Annotated in this window: 18 protein-coding genes; 8 read left to right on the top strand and 10 right to left on the bottom strand. The window is 61.6% G+C overall.

The window, feature by feature from the left end:
• Nucleotides 1-9: 9 nt before the first annotated feature.
• Genes M3N55_RS13630 through M3N55_RS13620 form a run of 3 tightly spaced genes read left to right on the top strand, consistent with a single transcriptional unit; the run spans nt 10 to nt 3,053 of the window.
• Nucleotides 10-561 carry a hypothetical protein gene (locus M3N55_RS13630; protein ID WP_249060001.1) on the top strand — a complete coding sequence of 184 codons (552 nt, stop codon included), beginning with the start codon at nt 10-12 and terminating at the stop codon, nt 559-561.
• Entirely contained in the window at nt 536-964 is a 429-nt protein-coding gene (locus tag M3N55_RS13625) for a response regulator transcription factor (RefSeq protein WP_249060000.1), read from the top strand. The genes M3N55_RS13630 and M3N55_RS13625 overlap by 26 nt, the downstream gene beginning before the upstream one ends.
• A complete protein-coding gene (locus tag M3N55_RS13620) occupies nt 957-3,053 on the top strand; it encodes a 3'-5' exonuclease (RefSeq protein WP_249059999.1) in 2,097 nt (698 codons plus the stop codon). Before M3N55_RS13625 ends, M3N55_RS13620 begins: the two co-directional genes overlap by 8 nt.
• 67 nt (nt 3,054-3,120) lie before the next feature.
• Here M3N55_RS13620 and M3N55_RS13615 read toward each other — a convergent pair whose 3' ends face one another.
• The 3 genes from M3N55_RS13615 to M3N55_RS13605 form a co-directional block, all read right to left on the bottom strand.
• On the bottom strand, nt 3,121-4,047 hold the full coding sequence (locus M3N55_RS13615) for an electron transfer flavoprotein subunit alpha/FixB family protein (protein ID WP_249059998.1): 927 nt from the start codon (nt 4,045-4,047) through the stop codon (nt 3,121-3,123).
• The gene (locus M3N55_RS13610) at nt 4,047-4,808 is read right to left on the bottom strand and encodes an electron transfer flavoprotein subunit beta/FixA family protein (RefSeq protein ID WP_249059997.1); all 762 of its coding nucleotides are present in this window, start codon (nt 4,806-4,808) and stop codon (nt 4,047-4,049) included. The genes M3N55_RS13615 and M3N55_RS13610 overlap by 1 nt, the downstream gene beginning before the upstream one ends.
• A 107-nt stretch (nt 4,809-4,915) precedes the next feature.
• A complete protein-coding gene (locus M3N55_RS13605; protein WP_249059996.1) occupies nt 4,916-5,704 on the bottom strand; it encodes an enoyl-CoA hydratase in 789 nt (262 codons plus the stop codon).
• 73 nt (nt 5,705-5,777) lie between these two features.
• Here M3N55_RS13605 and M3N55_RS13600 point away from each other — a divergent pair, with 73 nt between their 5' ends.
• On the top strand, nt 5,778-6,188 hold the full coding sequence (locus M3N55_RS13600) for a PaaI family thioesterase (RefSeq protein ID WP_428982666.1): 411 nt from the start codon (nt 5,778-5,780) through the stop codon (nt 6,186-6,188).
• A gap of 33 nt (nt 6,189-6,221) precedes the next feature.
• Here the strand turns inward: M3N55_RS13600 and M3N55_RS13595 are convergent, their stop codons facing one another.
• The 5 genes from M3N55_RS13595 to M3N55_RS13575 all read right to left on the bottom strand — a co-directional run bounded on the left by M3N55_RS13595 (nt 6,222) and on the right by M3N55_RS13575 (nt 10,847).
• On the bottom strand, nt 6,222-6,866 hold the full coding sequence (locus M3N55_RS13595) for a hypothetical protein (RefSeq protein WP_249059994.1): 645 nt from the start codon (nt 6,864-6,866) through the stop codon (nt 6,222-6,224).
• 66 nt (nt 6,867-6,932) lie between these two features.
• On the bottom strand, nt 6,933-7,856 hold the full coding sequence (locus M3N55_RS13590; RefSeq protein ID WP_249059993.1) for a hydroxyacid dehydrogenase: 924 nt from the start codon (nt 7,854-7,856) through the stop codon (nt 6,933-6,935).
• A 20-nt stretch (nt 7,857-7,876) separates the two neighbouring features.
• Entirely contained in the window at nt 7,877-8,329 is a 453-nt protein-coding gene (locus M3N55_RS13585) for a tripartite tricarboxylate transporter TctB family protein (RefSeq protein WP_249059992.1), read from the bottom strand.
• A 3-nt stretch (nt 8,330-8,332) separates the two neighbouring features.
• On the bottom strand, nt 8,333-9,832 hold the full coding sequence (locus M3N55_RS13580) for a tripartite tricarboxylate transporter permease (RefSeq protein ID WP_249059991.1): 1,500 nt from the start codon (nt 9,830-9,832) through the stop codon (nt 8,333-8,335).
• Between the two features lie 64 nt (nt 9,833-9,896).
• Nucleotides 9,897-10,847: a tripartite tricarboxylate transporter substrate binding protein gene (locus tag M3N55_RS13575; protein ID WP_249059989.1), complete on the bottom strand. Its 951-nt coding sequence runs from the start codon at nt 10,845-10,847 to the stop codon at nt 9,897-9,899.
• A 124-nt stretch (nt 10,848-10,971) separates the two neighbouring features.
• On the opposite strand from M3N55_RS13575, the gene M3N55_RS13570 reads away from it, so the two are divergent.
• The gene (locus tag M3N55_RS13570) at nt 10,972-13,392 is read left to right on the top strand and encodes a ligase-associated DNA damage response DEXH box helicase (RefSeq protein WP_249059987.1); all 2,421 of its coding nucleotides are present in this window, start codon (nt 10,972-10,974) and stop codon (nt 13,390-13,392) included.
• A complete protein-coding gene (gene pdeM, locus M3N55_RS13565) occupies nt 13,389-14,081 on the top strand; it encodes a ligase-associated DNA damage response endonuclease PdeM (RefSeq protein ID WP_249059986.1) in 693 nt (230 codons plus the stop codon). Before M3N55_RS13570 ends, pdeM begins: the two co-directional genes overlap by 4 nt.
• Nucleotides 14,082-14,121: 40 nt before the next feature.
• Here pdeM and M3N55_RS13560 read toward each other — a convergent pair whose 3' ends face one another.
• Both M3N55_RS13560 and M3N55_RS13555 read right to left on the bottom strand, forming a co-directional pair.
• Nucleotides 14,122-15,684 carry a cisplatin damage response ATP-dependent DNA ligase gene (locus M3N55_RS13560; RefSeq protein ID WP_249060061.1) on the bottom strand — a complete coding sequence of 521 codons (1,563 nt, stop codon included), beginning with the start codon at nt 15,682-15,684 and terminating at the stop codon, nt 14,122-14,124.
• The gene (locus tag M3N55_RS13555) at nt 15,684-16,685 is read right to left on the bottom strand and encodes a ligase-associated DNA damage response exonuclease (RefSeq protein ID WP_249059984.1); all 1,002 of its coding nucleotides are present in this window, start codon (nt 16,683-16,685) and stop codon (nt 15,684-15,686) included. Before M3N55_RS13555 ends, M3N55_RS13560 begins: the two co-directional genes overlap by 1 nt.
• A gap of 441 nt (nt 16,686-17,126) precedes the next feature.
• Here M3N55_RS13555 and M3N55_RS13550 point away from each other — a divergent pair, with 441 nt between their 5' ends.
• Complete coding sequence (locus M3N55_RS13550; RefSeq protein ID WP_249059982.1) at nt 17,127-20,771, top strand: vitamin B12-dependent ribonucleotide reductase; 3,645 nt, start codon at nt 17,127-17,129, stop codon at nt 20,769-20,771.
• Nucleotides 20,772-20,879: 108 nt separating this feature from the next.
• Nucleotides 20,880-21,653: an SMODS domain-containing nucleotidyltransferase gene (locus M3N55_RS13545; protein ID WP_249059980.1), complete on the top strand. Its 774-nt coding sequence runs from the start codon at nt 20,880-20,882 to the stop codon at nt 21,651-21,653.
• Nucleotides 21,654-21,803 lie beyond the last annotated feature (150 nt).

Raw genomic sequence — 21,803 nt, 5'->3', positions numbered from 1 at the left:
GCGCAATCCATGTTTATAGAATTTTTCGCGGTGGTCGTAGCGGGGGTGGCAGGCTTTGGCATTGCCCTGATCGCGCACCGTCTGACCCTGCGCCGCCTGCCCGACTGGACCGCGCCATTCGGCGCGGCCGCGGCCATGGTGCTGATGGTGATCTATCTGGAATATAGCTGGGCGGGCCGGTTCGAGGCCGGGCTGCCCGAAGATGTAACAGTCGTCAGCCGCAACGAACACCGCGTCTGGTATCGGCCTTGGACCTTTGCTGTGCCCTTGACCACGCGGATTATCGCGATTGATAACCGCATTCGCCAGACCAACGCGAATACCCCCGATTACATCGTGACCGGGGTTATCCTGAAAGAACGCTGGGCGCTGACCTTCGGGTTCCAGTCCATGTTCGATTGTGCGGGAGGGCGCCGCGCAGACCTGACCCAAAACACGGTGCTGGATGAAGAGGGCATCCCGCAAGACGTGGACTGGTTCAGAATGGCGCCTGATGACCCGTTTCTGACGACCGCTTGTGGAGGAGGAGAGGACAATGGAGGATCAAGCGCGCAGGGCTGAGATATTGGTGATCGAGGATGAGGACAATATCGCCATTGCTCTTGACTACCTGCTGACCCGCGAAGGCTATTCGCAAACACGCCTTGCCACCGGCGCAGGCGCGGTGGACATGATCTGCAAACGCAGACCAGACCTTGTGTTGTTGGATGTCATGCTTCCAGAGGTCTCTGGCTACGAAATCTGCCAGAGGGTGCGGGCACGCCCCGATTGCGATGGGGTCCGTATTCTGATGATGACCGCACGCGGCTCTGCTGTGGAACGGCGCAAGGGACTGGCGATGGGCGCGGATGGGTTCATCTCTAAACCGTTTGAGTTGAAAGTGCTGCGCGACGAGGTGCGGCGGATGCTCGGCAGCGACCGGATGGCCATGGCACCCGGCGCGGCGGGCGCGCAAGATGCTTGATCGGATGTCGCTGCGGTTGCGAGTCCTGCTGTTTTTCGCGCTGATCGCCATTGGCGGAATTGCCGCGATCGTGGCGGGTGGTTGGCTGACCTTGTCACGAAATCCGCAACCCGGTCTGGAAGAGCCGTTGGTGCAGGCAGGTCTGATCGCAGGGTTTCTGATCCTATTTATCGTGACCGGAATCTGGTATCTGTTCGATGCCAACGTGGCCCGCGCCATTGACGGTCTGTCCACTGCAATCCGCAGCCGTGCCCATGCCGATGTGGCAAGCCCCCTCGCACGCGAAGCGGCGCAGGCGCGCTATCTGGGCGACCTTGCCCCGGCGGCAGAGGCGATTACCGCATCGTTGGCACAGACACGCTCGGCGCTGGCCGAATCCGTTGCGCGTGAAACCGCGCGTCTCTCGGCAGAAAAGTCGCGGCTGGAAAAGCTGCTGGCCGATGTGCCGGTCGCCGTGTTGCTGTGCAATGCCGATTACCAGGTCGCGTTTTACAACGGGCAGGCGGTGACCATTCTGGAAGCCGGCGCGGCCCCCGGTCTGGACCGCAATCTGCTGGATTATCTGCGCGAAGGGCCAGTGCGCCACGCCTATGACCGGCTGTCGCAGCTGGACGACCCCGACGCCGTATCGGACCTGATGTGCGCCACCACCGCCAGTGGGCGGCTGTTGTCGGGCCGTATGCGCGTGCTGCGCCGCACCGACAACACGCGCCGCCCCGGTTTCGTGCTGACCTTGCGGGATGTGACCGCCGACCTGTCCGCACATGCCGCGCGCGAAGCGCTGCTGCAAGAGGTGTTCGACCGCGTGCGTCGCCCCGCCGCGAACCTGCAAACCGTGATCGGCGTTCTAAGCGAAAGCCCCGATCTGGCGCATGAAACCGACCTGACAGACGCGATGCAAGCCGAAGTGCAAACTCTGACCAGCGCAATCACCGAACTGGGTGCGCGCCATGACGCCACGCGCGGCGAGTGGTCCCCGCAGACCCGCACCCTCTCGAACGACCTGCTGGACGGGATCGAAGCGCAATTCACCGCCGAAGGTTTGTTCCTGAGCACGGAAGGCCCGGAACTTGTGCTGACCTGTGACGGGTTCGAACTGGCCCTGTTCTTCCGCTGGTTGGGGCACAAGCTGGCCAAGACCAAGCGCGCCAAGACCTTCCGTCTGGTCCTGAGTGAAGAGGACGGCCCCGGCGCGATCCTGGATCTGATCTGGCAAGGCCCGCCCCTGCCGGTCGGTGAATTCGACAGTTGGCTGACCGACAGCATAGACCCCGATTTGCCGGATGTCACCGCACGCTCCGTCCTGTCGGCGCATATGACCGAAGCCTGGACAGAACTGCGCCAGAATGGCCATGCCGCCGTGCGCCTGCCCATCCCGCAAGCGCGCCGCGCCACACGCCGCCCGCCACCGCTGGAACGTCAGGTGGTGTATGATTTTGACCTGTTGTCGAAAGAACGCAATGCGGGCGTGCTGGAAAGCCGGCTGGTAGACCTGACCTATGTGGTTTTTGACACCGAAACCACGGGCCTCACCCCATCGGTTGACGAGATCGTGCAGATCGCCGCCGTGCGCGTGGTCAATGGCCGCCGCGTCCAGCGCGAGGTGTTCGACACTTTGGTTGATCCGGGCAGGCCGATCCCGCAAAGCTCTACCGATGTGCACGGCATAACCGAAGACATGGTAAAAGGCGCGCCTTCCATGGCAGAGGCCGGCAAGCGGTTCCACGACTTCGCCCGTGGCGCGGTGCTGATCGCACATAACGCGCCGTTTGATATGGAATTTCTGCGCCGCCACGAAAAAGATATCGGCGTGCAGTTCGACCATCCGGTGCTGGATACGGTGCTGTTGTCGGCGGTGATTTATGGCCAGTTGGACCAGCATTCACTGGATGCGCTGACCGCGCGGCTGGGCATCACCATCCCCGAAGAGGCCCGCCACACCGCCATTGGTGACACGGTGGCCACGGCGGATGCATTCCTGAAACTGCTGCCAATGTTGCAGGCCAAGGGGTTGGACACGTTTGGCGATGTGTTGGCCGAAGTGCGGCGGCATGGTCGGTTGTTGAAAGACCTGAACACGCAGATGTAGCGGGCGTGTTGGGCCACGAAAAAGGGCGCCAAAACGGGCGCCCTTTCGCATGTGCTACGCAAAGCTGTCAAAGCTTCCCAGTCAATTCCGGCACCAGCGTGAACAAATCGCCCACCAGCCCGTAATCGGCGACCTGGAAAATCGGCGCTTCTTCATCCTTGTTGATGGCAACGATGATCTTGCTGTCTTTCATGCCTGCAAGGTGCTGGATTGCCCCCGAAATACCGACCGCGATATACAGGTCCGGTGCCACCACTTTGCCGGTCTGGCCCACTTGCCAATCGTTCGGCGCATAGCCCGAATCGACAGCCGCGCGCGACGCACCTACGGCGGCACCCAGTTTGTCGGCCAGCCCTTCGATGATCTTGAAATCATCTTCAGAGCCGACACCGCGCCCACCGGACACAACCACCTTGGCGCTGGTCAGTTCGGGACGGTCAGATTCTGCGACCTTATCCTCGACCCATTCTGACAGGCCGGGGTTTGCAGCGGCGCCGATAGTTTCCACCGGGGCGGACCCGCCCTGCCCTGCCGCCTCGAAGGTCGAGGTGCGGATGGTCATGACCTTGGTCGCATCGGAAGATTTGACGGTCTGGATCGCGTTGCCCGCGTAGATCGGGCGCTCGAACGTGTCGGCATCGACCACGGCGGTCACATCCGACAGCACCATCACGTCCAACAGCGCGGCGACGCGCGGAAGGATGTTCTTGGCATCGGTGGTCGAGGGTGCCACGATATGGCTGTAGTCACCGGCCAAAGAGACGATCAGCGCTGCGGTGGGTTCGGCCAGTCGATGACCAAGGCTGGCATCCTCTGCAACCAGCACTTTTGCCACGCCGTCGATGGTTGCCGCTTGCGCGCCAGCATCAGCAGCTTGCGCACCGGCGCAGAGCACCGTCACATCGCCCAGTTTCTTGGCGGCGGTCGCGGCCTTGGACGTGGCGTCCATGTTCAGCGCGCCATCGGTGATTTCGGCAAGAAGTAGAACAGCCATCAGATAACCCCCGCTTCATCCTTGAGTTTCGCCATCAGCTCATCAACAGAGCCGACCTTCACGCCCGCAGCCCGCGCGGCGGGTTCCGAGGTCTTGACCACGCTCAGGCGCGGGCTGACATCGACGCCGTAATCTGCGGGCGTCTTTTCGTCCAAAGGCTTTTTCTTGGCCTTCATGATGTTCGGAAGCGACGCGTAGCGCGGCTCGTTCAGGCGCAGATCAACGCTGATGATCGCGGGCAGCTTGACCTTGATGGTCTGCAAGCCGCCATCAACCTCGCGGGTGACAGTGGCATGATCGCCATCAACAGCCACTTCCGACGCGAAGGTCGCCTGTGCCCAGCCGGTCAACGCGCCCAGCATCTGCCCGGTGGCGTTCATGTCATTGTCGATCGCCTGCTTGCCACACAGAACAAGGCCCGGTTCTTCCGCGTCGATCACGCCCTTGAGCAGTTTGGCCACGGCCAGCGGCTCGATATCTGTGTGAACATCGTCGGCGGCGACGATCAGGATCGCGCGATCCGCGCCCATCGCCAGCGCCGTGCGCAGCGTTTCCTGCGACTGTTTAACGCCGATGGACACAGCGACAACTTCGGTCACAACGCCTTTTTCCTTCAAGCGAATCGCCTCTTCGACAGCGATTTCGTCAAACGGGTTCATCGACATCTTGACGTTTGCCAGATCGACACCGCTGCCATCCGCCTTGACGCGGACCTTCACGTTATAGTCGATCACGCGCTTTACAGGCACAAGAACCTTCATAAGCGTATCTCTCCCTCATCTATTACCGCGACAGGTTTAGCGGCATCGTCGCATGAGACATAGTGTAAAATCGACGCATCCCCAGCCACGGACGGCACGCCCACGGTTCAGGCCCAATCGGGGCTGCGTTTTTCCAGGAAAGCGGTAATCCCTTCATCCGTGTCGCGCAGCAGCATGTTGTCTGCCATGACACGGCCCGTGTGGGAATAGGCTTCGGCGAGGTCCATCTGCGCCTGCTCGTAGAACGCGGCCTTGCCGATCCGCACGGCGGCGGTCAGTTTGCCGGCGATGGTCTGGGCAAGCGCGCGGGTTTCGGCTTGCAGCCTGTCATGCGGCACCGCACGGTTTATCAGCCCCAGCTCCGTTGCGCGCGCAGCATCGACGAACTGCCCTGTGGTCAGCAATTCGAAGGCGGCTTTGCGCCCGATGTTGCGGGTCAGCGCGACCATGGGGGTCGAACAGAACAACCCGATATTGACACCATTCACGCCAAAGCGTGTGCCCTCTGCGGCAACGGCCATGTCGCAGGTCGCGACCAACTGGCACCCGGCGGCGGTGGCAATGCCGTGAACTTCGGCGATCACCGGCTGCGGCAAAGACGGGATAAGCTGCATCAGCGCGCCACAGCGCGCAAACAGGTCGTTGAAATAGGCCGCACCCCCATCAAGCGTGGCACGACCGGCCTGCATTTCCTTTAGGTCATGGCCCGCGCAAAACGCCTTTCCGGCACCGGCCAGAATGATGACGCGAATATCGGGATCGGCACCCAAGGCGGTCAGCCGGTCGGTCAAGGCGGCCAGCATGGCATCCGACAGCGCATTCAGCTTGCCGGGCCGGTTCATCACCAGCCGGGCCACGCCCTCGCTTACGTCACATGTCAGGATTTCGTCTTCCATTCTGTCCCCCTTTGGCGTGTAACTGGCCTTGACTAGCATGCGGGCAACACCCCGCAAAGGAGCTGCGATGATAATGGACCGCAATGCGCTGAACGCCTTTCTGGACAGCGATTTTGCCGAGGTAGCACAGATGTTCCGGGTGGATGCCGCGCAGGACAACGCCCTGACCCTGCGTCTGCTGCCCAGCCCCGCGCATTTGCGCCCCGGTGGCACGGTGTCTGGCCCAACGCTATTCGCGCTGGCCGATGTGGCGGTCTATCTGACGATCTTAAGCATGATCGGCCCCAAGGCGCTGACCGTGACCACCAATGCAGGCATGGATTTCATGCGCAAACCGCCTGCGGGGGTGGATTTGCTGTGCGAAACGCGGCTGCTGAAACTGGGCCGGGTGCTGGCGGTGGGGGATGCCTTGATCTACGCCGAGGGAAACCAGCGCCCCGTGGCGCGGGCGTCGATGACCTATTCGATTCCGCCGGAGGGGTGAGGGGTAGGAATGAGCGGTTAGAGGACTGCCTCCCTACCCATGCTCATACAGGACAGTGGAAAATAGGAACAAAAAGGGAATAAAGCTGAGGAAGCACCACGCTATGCGGGATTGCCAAGCAATCATTTCTCGTCTTCTAACGCTAGCAGGTACTTTAATTTCCTGCGCAAAAGCTTCCCCTCTAATAGCCTCTATGGACAGCCCAAGAATGGTAATTGGCCAAAAAATGAAATTGAGGACAATGGCTGGCAATCGGTGAAGCGTAACTGTGTGACTCATGATCCACTCAAGCTTCCACGTAAGAGGAATGTAGCCATACATCTTCTGCACTTGCTCCGGTCCAACACGCCAGTTTTCGTTCCACCTTGGCGCATTAGAAGTCCTTAGCACTATTGCTCCGATTACAAAATAATCAAGTATCCAAGATGGAATTTGAAAAGGCACCCACCAAAGCAAAATAGCGATCAACCATTCCTTCACCGAGCGCCAATGCTGCATTACTCCCTGATCAAACCAAGCCTGCCAAGTCACAATCGCATCGCTCATGCCAGCCAAACCGAGCCATGCCAGCGGGATCATTACAAATCCAGGGAAAAAAGATCGATTTTTTCTTCTGTTCATCCATTGGATTTTTACGGTTGTTTGATGTTGCTTGGAAGCAAAATCTAATCCCAACACTTCTCTCGTCTTCCGCAAGGTTCGAAAAGCTTCTGCACCCGCCGCACTTTTGTATATGGGGCTCGACTACTTGCCCAAAACCCCGTCCACGTTGCGCGCCGTGATCCAGCTTATCCGCGTGTTGGATTCGACCGTGACGCCCGCGATATGTGGGGTGGCGATCAGGTTGGGCGCGCCTGCAAGCGGGCTGCCCGCGCCCAAGGGCTCAGACGCGAACACATCCATTGCCGCGCCGCCCAGATGGCCCGCGCGCAGGGCGTCCGCCAAAGCGCTTTCATCCACGATCTGCCCGCGCGCGGTGTTGATCAGCACGGCCCCCGGTCTCATCGCCGCCAGCCGGTCTGCCCCGAACAGCCCGCGCGTGGCGTCGGTCAGCGGCACATGCAGGCTGAGCGCATCGGCATGACCGACCAGTGCATCCAGATCATCGAACCGGGCGGCACTGTCCCAAGCCGGGGCATCGGCGGGCAAAAACGGGTCATAGGCCGCGACCGACATGCCAAGGGCGCGCGCGCGCTCTGCCGTGGCCTGCGCAATCGCGCCAAAGCCCACAAGGCCCAAGGTCGCGCCCGCCACCTCCAGCCCCATCATGCGCTGGCGCGGCCATGCGCCCGACAGCACGTCGGCGCTGCCCAGCCACGCGCCCCGGCGCAGCACCATAAGGGCCGTGATGACATATTCCGCAACCGAGGTGACATTCCCGCCCGTGGCCGGGAACACAGCAACGCAGCGCGCCTTGGCCGTAGCGGTGTCGATATTATCCAGCCCCACGCCCAGGCGGCCGATCGCGCGCAGGCCCGGGGCCGCGTCCATAAGCGCAGCATCAACCTGCGTGCGGTTGCGCACGATAAGTGCGCTGGCCTTGGCACAGGCCGCACGCAGGGCGGCGGGGTCATCGACCAACGCAGGGTCATAGGTCACGTCATGGCGCGCGCGCAGCCAGTCGATAGCGGGTTCGTCCATGAATTCGGATATGACGACGCGGGCCATTCAGGGTCCTTTTTTGGTTATCACAGCAAGGGTGCGCGGAAGGGGCGAATGCCCAGAACCTCGGAAAACACCCAGAAAAATCCCCCGACCACGACCAAAGCTATGGCCAGCGCGATCAGGTAATCACGCGGCGCAAGCGGACCGGCGCGACGTTTCATCACCAATGCCAAGCCCGCGAAGAGTGGCACCGATGTGGTAACAAAGCCAACATATTTGATGCCCAGCCACCACGCGACCATAACCCCAATTCCGACCAGGACCGACCCCGCACCGTCAAGCGCCAGCGTGGTTGGTTCCCCCGCGATTGCCCCGCGCAGCACCAACACCACCGACAGAACTGCAAGGATAACCAGCACCGTATCGGGGAACACCGAGCTTAGAAAGCCGACATTGCCCCGGTTGAAGAAGAACAGCGCCGCAAGCGCCAGCCCGAACAGGCCGCTTAGCAGTTCGGTGTTAAGTCTTATACGCATGACCTAGTCCTTTTGCCTGCGTTTTCTGGGCCATGCCGTCCAGCCAATGACCGCGACAGTCAGCACAATCAGAATCTGGCTGAGGGTGTTTTCCAAAAGCCGCAGTTGTGGAATATCCATCGCCATACCACCAAGAATGGTCTGCACATAGCCTTGTTCGGCAATCGTGCCCAGGATCAGCCCCAACACGATGGGTGCTGCATCCAGACCCAGCCCGCGGATAGCGAAACCCACGATGCCAAGGCCCAGCATCAGCGCCACATCGACCAGATTGTTGCGCAGCGCGTAGGTGCCCAGAATGGTGATGACAAGGATTGTCGGCACAAGGAAGTAATGCGGAGTGCGCCGGATGACCTGATAAATCAGCCGCCCCCCCAGCAGGCCCACGGGGATCAGCATCAGCGCGGCCAGACCCATAGAGATAATAAAGCCATTTGCCAGAACGCCGGTTTCGGAAAACAGCTCCAGCCCCGGTCGCAGCCCGTGCAGCAGCATCACGCCAAGAATAACCGCATCGGGCGGCGCGCCGGGAATGCCCAGCGTCAGCAGCGGCACCATGGAACCTGCGACCATCACGTTATTACTGGATTCCGACGCGACAAGCCCTTCCGGGTTGCCCTTGCCGAAGCTGTCGGGGTCGTCGGACCCGCGCTTGGCCTCGTTATAGGCAACAAGCGAGGTGATAGACCCGCCCGCGCCCGGAATGATCGCAATGATCTGCCCGATCACACAAGAGCGGATCAGGTTCACCGGCTTACTAAACACCGTGGTCATCGCAGAGCCAAAGCGAAAGCCGCCATCGCCCAAGCCCGCCGCAGAATCGATAGCGGCGCGGCCCTGCCGCATCATGCTGAGCAGTTCGGGGATCACGAACAGGCCGATCAGCGCCACGATCAGCGAAACACCGGCCTGTAGCGGTGGCCAGCCAAAGGTGAATCGCGACTCGCCGCCAATGGGCGAAATGCCAATCGTGCCAATTATCAAGCCGATCGCGCCACCCAGCAGCCCTTTCAGCACCGACCCGGTGGCCAGTGAACCGATCAGCGTCAGCCCCAGAATGGCGACCCAGAACATTTCGGACGGGCCGAATTTCAGCGCCAGCTGCGCCAGCGGCGGAGCGGCCAGAAGCAAGAAGACCACGCCCACCACGCCGCCCACGACAGACGCGATTGTGGCAATGCTGATCGCCTCCAAAGCGCGGCCTTGCTTGGCCATAGGGTGCCCGTCAAACGTGGTCGCAATGGATGACGGCGTGCCCGGCGTGTTTATCAAAATGGCCGTGAACGCCCCGCCATAGATCGTGCCCATATAGACCGCGCCCAGCGCGACCAGCCCTTCCAAAGCCTCCATGGCGAAGGTGAAGGGCAGCATCAGGGCCAGCGCCATTGTCGCCGTCAGACCCGGCAATGCACCAACGAACAGACCCGCCGTGACCCCCAGCAATACGATCAGCAGCATATGTGGTTGCAAGACAGCCAGAGCCGCCGCGATCAGGACTTCCATGATCGGCCTTTACAAGTTCGAGAAATGATAACCCCGGCGGGTAATCCCGCCGGGGCAGCAACGATTATTGCGTCAGGAAATCGCCATACTGTTCACGCATCCGCACCAGCAGATCGACCGCAGCCTGGCCGCGAATATCGGTCATCTGGAAGCCCATCGGCACCTGACGTTCTGCCATGGTGGTGTTCATCTCGGTGAACAGGTTGGCCAGCATCTCGACCCGGTCGGCAGGCGTGCCCTTGGGCGCGGCCACACCGCGATAGGTGCCGCCGACAATGTCATAGCCCAGTTCTCGGAACGTGGGCGTATCGGGCAGCACATCCAGCCGTTCTTCCGACGCGACGGCAAGCGTGCGCACATCGTCGACCATCTGCACCGCCAGCGTGGAATTCGAGATCACAGCACCGACATGCCCGCCAAGAATAGCCGCGGGCAAAGGCCCGGTCCCGGTAAAGGGAATGTAGGTCACATCCGCTTCGGTCAGCTGCTCCATCCGCAGGGTTTCCAGATGGTTGCCGGAAAAGGTGCCCGACCCGCCCACGGTCAGCGATTGCGGGTTTTCCTTGGCGAAATTCACCAGGTCATCCAGCGTCTGGAACGGACTGTCGGCGCGCACCACCAGAACATGCGGCGTGAAGTGGAACCATGTGATGACGTCGAAACCTTCGGTCGTATACCCGGAATCGGCCCGCTGAATGGGCTGACCCACGATATGCGGCAGGTTGATGCCGATTATCTCATGCCCGTCAGGTTCGGCATTGCCCTGAAATTCTGCCCAAGCGACCGCGCCGCCACCGCCGGGCTGGTGGCGCACATTGACACCAACGCCCAGCGCCTCTTCCATCATGGGTTCCTGCATCCGTGCGGTGATGTCAGATTCACCGCCCGGATTGAACGGAATGATATACTCTATCGCACGTTCGGGGAAATCTTGCGCGTAGGCCGGCGCGGCAAGAGCCAACCCGGCAACGGCACCCAGCAAAGTGGCAAAACTTGTGTTCTTTGTCTTTGTCATAGTCCATCCTCCCTAGTGATGTGGGCAAAGCCTAGCAGGGCCAATTACACATGTATACTATAAAGTTTATACATAAATTCGGCCACTTCCCCTGCCCACCGCGCGCCCTAGCTTTCGCTTCGACATGACACATCCCCTACCTATCCCATTGGCGAACTGGTTCACCGCGCAAGGCTGGCAGCCTCATCGGCACCAGATACAAATGCTGCATGCCCCAGGTCATGCTCTGCTGATCGCACCCACGGGCGGCGGCAAAACGCTTGCCGGGTTTCTGCCCACGCTGGCCGATGCCTGCACCGGGGCACTGGGCGAGGGTATGCATACGCTCTATGTCTCGCCGCTGAAGGCCCTGACACACGACATTGCGCGCAACCTGTCGCGGCCCGTAGCCGATCTGGGGCTGGCGCTGCGGATAGAGGACCGCACCGGCGACACCTCTGCTGCGAAGCGCGCCCGCCAACGTGTGGACCCGCCACATGTGCTGCTGACGACGCCCGAAAGTCTTGCGCTGATGCTGTCCTACCCCGAAGCGCCACGCATCTTCGCGGGCTTGAAGCGCGTGGTGATCGACGAAATCCACGCACTGGCCGATAGCAAGCGCGGCGACCAGTTGGCGCTTGGCCTGTCGCGGCTGATGACCCTCGCCCCCGGTTTGCGTATGGCGGGGCTGTCTGCCACGGTGGAAAATCCAAGCGCGCTTGCGCAATTCATGGGCGAGGCCGACGTGGTTCTGGCCGATCCCGGACCGCCCCCCGACATTGCCATCCTGCCCACGACCGCGACCCCACCTTGGTCGGGCGCAGGTGGGGCCTATGCCGCGCGCGATGTGCTGGCGGCAATCCGCGATGCCCGCCTGACGCTTGTGTTCATCAATACCCGCGCGCAGGCTGAACTCTTTTTCCAAGCGCTCTGGGCGGTCAATGACGAAAACCTGCCCATCGGCCTGCACCATGGCAGCCTGTCGCGCGATGCGCGCCACAAGGTCGAAAGCGCGATGGCGCAAGGCGCGCTCCGCGCCGTGGTGGCGACCGGGTCGCTCGATCTGGGTCTCGACTGGGGCGATGTCGATCTGGTTATCCAGATCGGCGCGCCCAAGAACATCAAACGGCTGGTGCAGCGCATTGGCCGCGCCAACCACCGCTTCGACACGCCCTCACGCGCGCGCATCGTGCCCGCCAACCGGTTCGAGGTGCTGGAATGCACCGCCGCCCTGCAAGCCGTGCAAGCGGGCGAGTTGGACGGCGACGGCCTTCCGCCGGTTGGGGGGCTGGATGTGCTCTGCCAACATATCCTGACACTTGCCTGTGCCGGGCCGTTCGACGCCGAGGCGCTGTTCCCTGAAATCCGCCGCGCCGGTCCCTATGCGGCGCTGACCCGCGCGCAATTTGACGATTGTCTGGATTTCGTCGCCACCGGCGGTTATGCTTTGCGCGCCTATGACCGCTGGCAAAGACTGATGCAGCGAAACGGCATGTGGCAGCTTCGCGACCCACGCGCCGCGCGCGACATCCGCATGAATATCGGCACCATCGTTGCGCCTGAACTGCTGTCCGTGCGCCGTGGCCCGCGCGGCGGCGCCCCGTTGGGCGAAATCGAAGAAAGCTTCGCCGCAAGCCTGTCGCCCGGCGACACCTTCCTGATCGGCGGCCAGACCGTGCGCTATGACAGGTTGCGCGACATGGTGGTCGAAGTGACCCCCCAGCCCACGCGCGAGCCAAAGATCGCCGTGTTCAACGGGCTGAAGATGGCGACCTCGACCGAACTCTCGGCCCGCGTTCTGGCCCTGATCGGCGACCGCAGCGCATGGACAAACCTCCCCGACCACACCGCCGAATGGCTGGCGCTTCAGGCAGAGGTCGCGACCCTGCCCACCCCCGGCACGATGACCTGCGAGTCATTCCTGCGCGGCGGGCGGTGGTATTTCGCACTCTATTCTTTCGCAGGGCGCAACGCCAACCAGACGCTCGGCCTGCTGCTGACGCACCGGATGGAACAATCAAACCTCGCGCCGCTGGGCTTTGTCGCCACGGATTACGCGCTGCTGATCTGGTCGCTTGACCCGGTGCGCGACCCAGCCCCCCTGCTGGACCCACACGGCCTGCGCGATGGAATTGAAACATGGCTGGCCGAGAACGCCGTGATGAAACGCACCTTTCGCGCCGTCGCCACCATTTCGGGCCTGTTGCAACGCAACCTGCCGGGGCAACGCAAATCCGGCAAACAGGCCACGTTCTCCAGCGATATCCTGTATGATACGCTGCGCAAATTCGACCCCGATCACCTGCTGCTGCGTATCACCAAGCAGGAATCGCTGCGCGGGCTGGCCGATTTCGGCCGGATAGAGGAAATGCTCCGCGCCCGGCCCCATATCGTGCATTCCCTGCCCCCGCATGTCACACCTTTCGCAGCACCTCTTATGCTGGAAGCGGGCCGCATCCCCATTCGCGGCGCAGGCACGGAACGCCTTCTGGATGAAGAGGCCGCGCGTATGATGGCCGAAGCGGGCTTGCAGCTTGATGACAGCCGCGCCAAAACCGGCGCATGACCGCCACCAGCTTCACCTTCCACGGCCAGCATCTCGTCGCACTTCCCACCGGTGCGCTGCACTGGCCCGCGCAAGACGCCCTTCTTGTGGCCGATCTGCACTTGGGCAAATCCGAGCGTATGGCCCGGCGCGGCGGTGCGCTACTGCCGCCCTACGAATCGCAAGCCACGCTTGCCCGACTGACCACCGACCTGCGCATCACCAGCACGCGCCGCCTTATCGCCTTGGGCGACACGTTCGATGATGACGCTGCCCAAGACGCGCTTGGCCCTTTGGCACGCGCGACGCTCGACCAGATCACGGCCCGGCATGACTGCATCTGGATCACCGGCAACCACGACCCGCAGGCACCGGGCCAAACCGCCCTGACCCTAAACGGCCTGACCCTGCGCCACATCGCAGGCAACGGCCCCGACATCTCGGGCCACTACCACCCCAAGATAACACTGGCTGGTCGCCGCCTGCCCGCTTTCCTGATTGGGACAGCACATCTGATTCTGCCTGCTTACGGCGCTTATACCGGCGGGCTCGATGCCGATCATCCGGCGCTGGCAACCCTCATCCCCGACGGCTGCGCTATCACCACCGGCAAACGAACACGAATGGTTCCACTGCCGCTGGGTTCATCCTTGCACAAATATCCTGGGGGGAGAGCGCGCCAGCGCTCGGGGGGCAACGCCCCCCAATAACCAGAACATGACGTGCGCGCGGAACGCGCGCTCCGCTGGATCAGTTGGACAAAAACGCGCGCAAACTCTCAAGCGTATCCGCCTCACCCGCAGGCTTGTCCGCCCGTATGCGCGCGATACGCGGGAACCGCATCGCCACCCCGGATTTGTGGCGCGGCGAGCGATTCAGCCCCTCGAACGCGACTTCCACCACCATCTTGGGCGCAACCGCGCGCACAGGCCCGAAACGCTCCACCGTGTTATTGCGCACGAAGCGGTCCAGCTCTTTCAACTCGGCATCGGTAAAGCCGAAATAGGCCTTGCCCACCGGCACCAGGGCGCCCCCATCCCATACCCCGAAGGTGAAATCGGAATAATACCCCGACCGTTTGCCATGGCCCCTTTGCGCATAAAGCAACACTGCATCCACCCGCATCGGGTCGCGCTTCCATTTGAACCAATGGCCCTTGATCCGCCCGCCTAGATAGGGGCTGGCACGGTGCTTAATCATCACCCCTTCAATGACCGCGTCAGGCGGGTCGGCGCGCAACTGCGCCAAGTCATCCCATGTGCTGAAGGGCAGCAGCGCCGACAGGTCCACGCGCGCCGTGTCCAGTCCCACCACAGCCTGTTCCAGTGCCGCGCGGCGGGTGGCGAAGCTTTCGCCCCGCAAATCGCGCTCGCCCCATAACAGCAGGTCATAGGCGCGCAAGGCGGCCGGATGGCTGGCTTGCAGCTTGGCGCTGGGGGATTTGCGGCCCAGCCGGGTTTGCAATTCGTTGAAGGGTGCGACCACATCGCCGCGGCGCACCAGCAATTCACCGTCGATGACGCCCTCGAAATCCAGCGCCGCCAGCAAGTCGGGGAACGCGCCCGAGATATCATCACCCGTGCGGGAATAAAGCCTGCGCGCGCCTTGATCCGCCACCGCCTGCACGCGGATACCGTCCCATTTCCATTCGGCGACGTGATCGGCGGGGTCCAGCGCCTGCAAACCCTCCAAATCAATCGCCGTCGACAGCATGACAGGCCGGAACGGTGCGCGCGCGGCGGAGATTGGTTTTGGCGCACCTTCAGCCCATGCGAATAACGCGGCATAAGGCGGGGTCAGCCCGTGCCAAAGCTCTTCGACCTCGGCCAAGGCCAGCGCGCCGAAATCGGCCACCGCCTGCCGCGCTAGACGCGCCGAGACACCCACACGCAAGCCGCCCGTGGCCAGCTTCAAATAGGCGTAGCGCTGCGAGGGGCCAAGCGCGTCCAACCGCCCGGCGATCGCGCCGGGCAAGCGCGCCTTTGGCGTGTCTTGCAATTCCGCCACCAGTTCGGACAAGGGCACCTCCGGCCCCGGCACGGCATCGGGCCACGCGAGCGCGATGGTTTCCGCCAGATCGCCCACAAAATCGTAGCTGATGGCGAATAGCTCTGGGTCCAACCGGTCGCTCGCCAACCCGCGCAACAGTGATGGCGTGACCGCGCGCAACCCCAGATCACCGGTCAGCGCGGCCAGTGCCAGCCCGCGTTCAGGGTCAGGCTGTGCCGCGAAAAACTGGCGCAGGTGGTCCAGCTTGCGGTTGCGCTGCGGGGTAAAGGCCAGCCGTTCCAACAGCTCTGCAAACGCGCCGATCATTCGGGTTCATCCTCGTATCCGACCAGCCGCAAGGGCCGGGCAACCCGACCTTGGAGCGCGCACCAACGCAGGATCGCATCCTCGCGGCCATGCGTGACCCATGTTTCCGACGGGTTCAATTCGGTGATTGTCGCGGTCAGTTCCGGCCAGTCCACATGGTCCGAGATGACCAGCGGCAGTTCCACGCCGCGTTGGCGCGCACGCGCCCGCACCATCATCCAGCCACTGGCAAAGCAGATCACCGGGTCGGGGAATCGCTGCGCCCATGTCGCGGCAAAGGCAGAGGGCGGGGCAATAATGATCGCGCCCGCGAAATCGCCTTTTTTGCCGCGTGCGACGGTGGCGGGGCGCAAATCGCCCAAGGGCACGCCTTGGGACAGGTGGTAGTCGCACAGCTTTTGCAGCGCGCCATGAATGTAGATCGGCGCGTCATAGCCCGCCTGACGCAATAGCATGATGACCCGCTGCGCCTTGCCCAAGGCATAGGCGCCCACCAGATGCGCGCGGTCGGGAAAGGCTGCGACAGAGGCCAGCAATTTTCCGATTTCCGCCAACGGATCAGGGTGGCGAAAGACCGGCAGCGCGAAGGTCGCCTCGGTCACGAAGATGTCGCAAGGCACGGGTTCCCAAGGCGCACAGGCGGCATTCGGCTGGCGCGCGTAGTCGCCGGTCACAACCACGCTTGGCCCCACGCCTGCGACTTTGATCTGGGCGGACCCCAGCACATGCCCCGCCGGATGGAAACTGACCGTCACATCCCCGATTCGGACCTGTCCATCAGCCACCTGCCGCGATTGCGTGAACCCCTCTCCATAGCGCAGCGCCATGATATCCAGTGTCTGCGCGGTGGCCAGCACCGCGCCATGCCCCGCACGGGCATGGTCAGCGTGGCCATGCGTAATCAGCGCCCGCGCCACCGGGCGCACGGGGTCGATGTGGAAGTCGCCCGCCGGGCAATACAGCCCCTCTGGGCGGGTGATAAGCGGTGTGACGGTCATGTGTGTTGCGCGAGTCGTGGTTGCACCACGGAGTGTAGCACAGATGACCGCCACGCCCAGATGTTGCGCAATACACCGAACGGATCAGCATTGGTTGCACCCGTGCAACAGCGCGATTTGGGGTTTTTCCGAGTCTTTCCAAAGCCCTGCAACGGCTTGGGACAGTCAAGCAAAAATACACTCACAAAAGCGTAATTTTTCCGTTGACGCGACCCGGCAAAATACGTCACTTTGTGTTCAGTCAGCACGATGCCCACTACATCTAGTAAGCGACATGAAGCGCGGGTGGGCGTTGGGACAGGGGAAACAGCATATTGGAAAACGCCCGGTGTGAAAACGCCGGACGCCTGCATTGCGCAGCCGATGATGCATGCCCTGTTCAGCAGATGACCGACCGCGCCACACCGGCGCACAACCAACGCAGTCAGGGGCAACAGGCACATGAAAATCGAACGGCATTTCACCACGGCATCCGCAGACGCTTATGCGGCGCTGGAGTTCACGACCACGGTTTCCGAGATTCGCAACCCGGATGGCACGGTTGTGTTCCGCAATGACGCGGTCGAAGTGCCCAAAAGCTGGAGCCAGGTCGCATCTGACGTGATCGCCCAGAAATACTTTCGCAAGGCAGGCGTTCCCGCGCGCTTGAAGCCTGTGGCCGAAAAGGGCGTGCCGGAATTTCTGTGGCGCTCGACCGCAGATCTGGATGCGCTGAAGGACCTGCCAGAGGATGAGCGCTACATCGGCGAATCGAGCGCGAAGCAGGTGTTTGACCGTCTGGCCGGTGCATGGTGCTACTGGGGCTGGAAAGGTCAGTATTTCGCCACCGAGGAAGACGCCCGCGCCTATTTCGACGAAATGCGCTTCATGCTGGCCGCACAGATGGCCGCGCCGAACAGCCCCCAATGGTTCAACACCGGGCTGCATTGGGCTTACGGCATCGACGGGCCAAGCCAAGGTCACTTCTACGTCGACCCGTTCACCCACAAGCTGGTGAAGTCAAAATCCAGCTACGAACACCCGCAGCCGCATGCCTGTTTCATCCAGTCTGTCTCGGATGACCTGGTCAACGATGGCGGCATTATGGATCTTTGGGTGCGCGAAGCGCGCCTGTTCAAATATGGTTCCGGCACCGGGACCAATTTCAGCTCGCTGCGTGGAGAAGGCGAGAAACTGTCGGGCGGCGGTAAATCCTCTGGGTTGATGGGTTTCTTGAAAATTGGTGATCGGGCCGCTGGCGCGATCAAGTCGGGCGGGACCACGCGCCGCGCGGCCAAGATGGTCATCTGCGACATGGACCATCCCGATGTCGAGGAATTCATCAACTGGAAGGTGATCGAAGAACAGAAGGTCGCCTCTCTTGTTGCCGGCTCCAAACTGCACTCAGCGCGCCTGAACGATATTTTCGGCGCGATCCGGGCATGGGATGGCAGCACAGAGGATGCCGTTGACCCGGCAAAAAACCCCAGCCTGAAAGCCGCGATCAAGGCCGCGAAACAGGCGATGATCCCGGAAACCTACACCGCCCGCATTTTGCAATATGCAAAGCAGGGGTATGACAGCATCGAGTTCCCGACCTATGATACGGACTGGGATTCGGAAGCGTATATTTCCGTGTCGGGCCAGAATTCGAACAACTCGGTCCGCGTGACAGATGCTTTCCTGAAGGCCGTGAAGGACGATTCCGATTGGGAATTGCTGCGCCGCACCGATGGCACGGTTGCCAAGACCGTCCGCGCACGCGAACTTTGGGACCAAGTCGGGCATGCGGCCTGGGCCTGCGCCGATCCCGGCATCCAGTTCCATGACACCGTGAACGCATGGCACACCTGCCCCGCAGATGGCGCGATCCGTGGGTCCAACCCCTGCTCGGAATACATGTTCCTGGATGACACGGCCTGTAACTTGGCCTCCATGAACCTGCTGAAATTCTACGACGGCACTCGGTTCGATGCCGAAGCCTATATGCACGCCTCTCGTTTGTGGACGATCACGCTGGAAATCAGCGTGATGATGGCGCAGTTCCCGTCCAAGGAAATCGCGCAGCGGTCCTACGAGTTCCGCACTTTGGGGCTGGGCTATGCCAACATTGGCGGCTTGCTGATGAACATGGGCTACGGCTATGACAGCGTTGAGGGCCGCGCCTTGGCTGGCGCACTGACCGCGATCATGACCGGTGTCAGCTACGCGACATCCGCCGAAATGGCCGCCGAACTGGGCGCTTTCCCCGGCTACAAGAAGAACGCCGACCACATGCTGCGCGTGATCCGCAACCACCGCCGCGCCGCCTATGCCGCCACCGACTATGAGGGCGTGAATGTCGCCCCGGTGGCGCTGGATGCCGCTGGTTGCCCCGACAGCCGCTTGGTCGATCTGGCCCGCGCGGCGTGGGATGAGGCGCTGCAACTGGGCGAGGCCCATGGCTACCGCAACGCCCAAGCCACCGTCATCGCGCCCACCGGCACGATCGGTCTGGTCATGGATTGCGACACCACCGGCATTGAACCGGACTTCGCGCTGGTGAAGTTCAAGAAGCTGGCCGGTGGCGGGTATTTCAAGATCATCAACCAGTCGGTTCCCGCCGCTCTGCGCAAGTTGGGCTATGGGGAAGCGCAGATTGGTGAGATCATCGCCCATGCAGTCGGTCACGGTAGCCTTGGTCAGGCGCCCGGCATCAACCACACCAGCCTGATCGGCCACGGCTTTGGCCCCGAAGAGATCAAGAAGGTCGAAGCGGCCCTGCCCTCTGCCTTCGATATCCGCTTCGTGTTCAACCAGTGGACGCTGGGCGAAGAATTCTGCCGCGAAACACTCGGCATTCCGGCGGCAGAGCTGAACAACCCCAGCTTCGACCTGCTGCGGCACTTGGGCTTTACCAAGGCGCAGGTTGAGGCCGCCAATGACCATGTCTGCGGCACGATGACGCTGGAAAATGCACCGCATCTGAAAACTGAGCATTACGGCGTGTTCGACTGCGCGAACCCCTGCGGCAAGACCGGCAAGCGCTACCTGTCGGTGGACAGCCACATCCATATGATGGCGGCAGCGCAGAGCTTCATCTCTGGCGCGATTTCCAAGACGATCAACATGCCGAATTCGGCGAGCATCGAGGAAACGCTGGCGGCCTATGAGTTGTCATGGTCGCTGGGTATCAAGGCCAACGCGCTCTATCGTGACGGGTCCAAACTGTCGCAGCCTCTGGCCGCCGCGCTGATCGAGGATGACGAAGAAGCCGAAGAAATCCTTGAATCCGGCACACAGCACGAAAAAGCCAAGGTGCTGGCAGAAAAGATCGTCGAGAAGATCATCGTCAAAGAGATCGTCCGCTCGAACCGTGAAAAGCTGCCGGAGCGCCGCAAGGGGTATACCCAGAAAGCGGTTGTCGGCGGGCACAAGGTTTACCTGCGCACCGGCGAATACCAGGACGGAAAGCTGGGCGAAATCTTCATCGACATGCACAAGGAAGGCGCTGGCTTCCGCGCAATGATGAACAATTTCGCCATCGCCGTGTCGGTCGGCCTGCAATACGGTGTGCCGCTGGAAGAGTTCGTCGATGCCTTCACCTTCACCCGGTTTGAACCGGCGGGCATGGTGCAGGGCAATGACAGCATCAAGAACGCGACCTCCATTCTGGACTACATCTTCCGCGAACTGGCGGTCAGCTATCTGGACCGCACCGATCTGGCGCATGTGAAGCCGTCGGGCACCGCCTTTGACGATCTGGGCGCGGGCGAGAAAGAAGGCCAGCGCAACGTGGCAGAACCGTCGGATGATGCCGCCTCGCGGTCGTTGGAAGTGCTGCGCCAGATTTCCTCGACCGGGTATCTGCGCAAGCGCCTGCCGCAGGAACTGACAGTGCTGCAAGGCGGTCAGGCGACGGGGTTTGCCTCTGATGGGTCTGCCGCCGTGGCTTACCAGACACGTTCGGTGGAAAGCGTGTCGGTCGCACCGCTGGACGCCCGCACCAAGGCCAAGATGCAAGGCTACGAGGGCGACCCCTGCGGCGAGTGCGGCAATTACACGCTGGTCCGCAACGGCACCTGCATGAAATGCAACACCTGCGGCGGGACGAGCGGGTGTAGCTGAGGGTGAGAGCCTCATGTGTCCCTGGGGGGATAGTTTCTCCCGAATGGGGGGATAAATCCTCCCATTCGGGGCAAAATTTCTCCGGGGTATAAATCAGAAAAGGATCAGATGAACGCTCTTGGCTTCGCCCCCTCGCTCATAAGCAACAGCGCTGAGCCGCTGCGATGGCAGTATGTCACGCGACGCTTCAAGGAGCTTCAGACCAATCTCGCCCTTCAGGCGGGAACTATTGAGGATGCGAACACCAAGGCGCGGGGAGTCATCAAATCGTTGAACCGTTACTTCAGGGATGAGAGTATTCTTGACCATTATGTCGTGGCGGGGTCGTGGGGTAAGAACACGGCCATTAATCCTCCAACAGACATCGATCTGTGTTTCATCCTTCCCGTCGATGTCTATCACCGCTTCAACGAATACAGCGGCAACAAACAGTCGCAGCTTCTGAATCATGTTAAAGATGTTCCGGGGACGACTTATTCGCAGACCGCCATTCGACAGGATGGACAGGTCGTGATAGTGGGCTTCAACAGTATCACGCTCGAGGTCGTCCCTTCGTTCTTGGCAGCGGACCGCGGCCTCATAATATGCGATACGAACAACGGCGGTCGTTGGAAGCAGGTCGATCCACTGGCCGAGATCAACCTTCTCGATCAGTCGGACAGCAAGTTGCGGGGAAACCACCGCAAGCTGGTGAGGATCTTCAAGCAGTGGAAACGACACTGCAACGTGTCGATTAAGTCCTTCCACCTTGAACAATTGATCGGCGAAGCCCTGCCCTCTCTGAGCTGGGGCAGCCATGACGAGTTCTGGTTCGACTGGATCGTTCGGGACGTCTTCGCGCACATTGTCGCGCGTGCGTGCGGCGGCTTCTTGATGCCTTGATTGTTGATTGTCACTGAGAACTGACCCGGCAACAGCAGAAATTGTCATTGAGAATTGACCCATGTGCAACCTTGCCCCTGCGCAAAGCAGTCGGGGGCGTCAGGAGTGATAGACATGGGATTTTTGAGGATTATTCGGAAGTGGGCGTTG

The sequence above is a fragment of the Roseinatronobacter domitianus genome, assembly GCF_023336755.1.
Classification (GTDB): domain Bacteria; phylum Pseudomonadota; class Alphaproteobacteria; order Rhodobacterales; family Rhodobacteraceae; genus Roseinatronobacter; species Roseinatronobacter domitianus.
This window is presented reverse-complemented; position numbering and strand designations above follow the sequence as displayed.

Coding starts and splice junctions, on each gene's coding strand:
- M3N55_RS13630 (WP_249060001.1), top strand. CDS start 10: ATGTTTATAGAATTTTTCGCGGTGGTCGTAGCGGGGGTGGCAGGCTTT.
- M3N55_RS13625 (WP_249060000.1), top strand. CDS start 536: ATGGAGGATCAAGCGCGCAGGGCTGAGATATTGGTGATCGAGGATGAG.
- M3N55_RS13620 (WP_249059999.1), top strand. CDS start 957: ATGCTTGATCGGATGTCGCTGCGGTTGCGAGTCCTGCTGTTTTTCGCG.
- M3N55_RS13615 (WP_249059998.1), bottom strand. CDS start 4,047: ATGGCTGTTCTACTTCTTGCCGAAATCACCGATGGCGCGCTGAACATG.
- M3N55_RS13610 (WP_249059997.1), bottom strand. CDS start 4,808: ATGAAGGTTCTTGTGCCTGTAAAGCGCGTGATCGACTATAACGTGAAG.
- M3N55_RS13605 (WP_249059996.1), bottom strand. CDS start 5,704: ATGGAAGACGAAATCCTGACATGTGACGTAAGCGAGGGCGTGGCCCGG.
- M3N55_RS13600 (WP_428982666.1), top strand. CDS start 5,778: ATGGACCGCAATGCGCTGAACGCCTTTCTGGACAGCGATTTTGCCGAG.
- M3N55_RS13590 (WP_249059993.1), bottom strand. CDS start 7,856: ATGGCCCGCGTCGTCATATCCGAATTCATGGACGAACCCGCTATCGAC.
- M3N55_RS13585 (WP_249059992.1), bottom strand. CDS start 8,329: ATGCGTATAAGACTTAACACCGAACTGCTAAGCGGCCTGTTCGGGCTG.
- M3N55_RS13580 (WP_249059991.1), bottom strand. CDS start 9,832: ATGGAAGTCCTGATCGCGGCGGCTCTGGCTGTCTTGCAACCACATATG.
- M3N55_RS13575 (WP_249059989.1), bottom strand. CDS start 10,847: ATGACAAAGACAAAGAACACAAGTTTTGCCACTTTGCTGGGTGCCGTT.
- M3N55_RS13570 (WP_249059987.1), top strand. CDS start 10,972: ATGACACATCCCCTACCTATCCCATTGGCGAACTGGTTCACCGCGCAA.
- pdeM (WP_249059986.1), top strand. CDS start 13,389: ATGACCGCCACCAGCTTCACCTTCCACGGCCAGCATCTCGTCGCACTT.
- M3N55_RS13555 (WP_249059984.1), bottom strand. CDS start 16,685: ATGACCGTCACACCGCTTATCACCCGCCCAGAGGGGCTGTATTGCCCG.
- M3N55_RS13550 (WP_249059982.1), top strand. CDS start 17,127: ATGAAAATCGAACGGCATTTCACCACGGCATCCGCAGACGCTTATGCG.
- M3N55_RS13545 (WP_249059980.1), top strand. CDS start 20,880: ATGAACGCTCTTGGCTTCGCCCCCTCGCTCATAAGCAACAGCGCTGAG.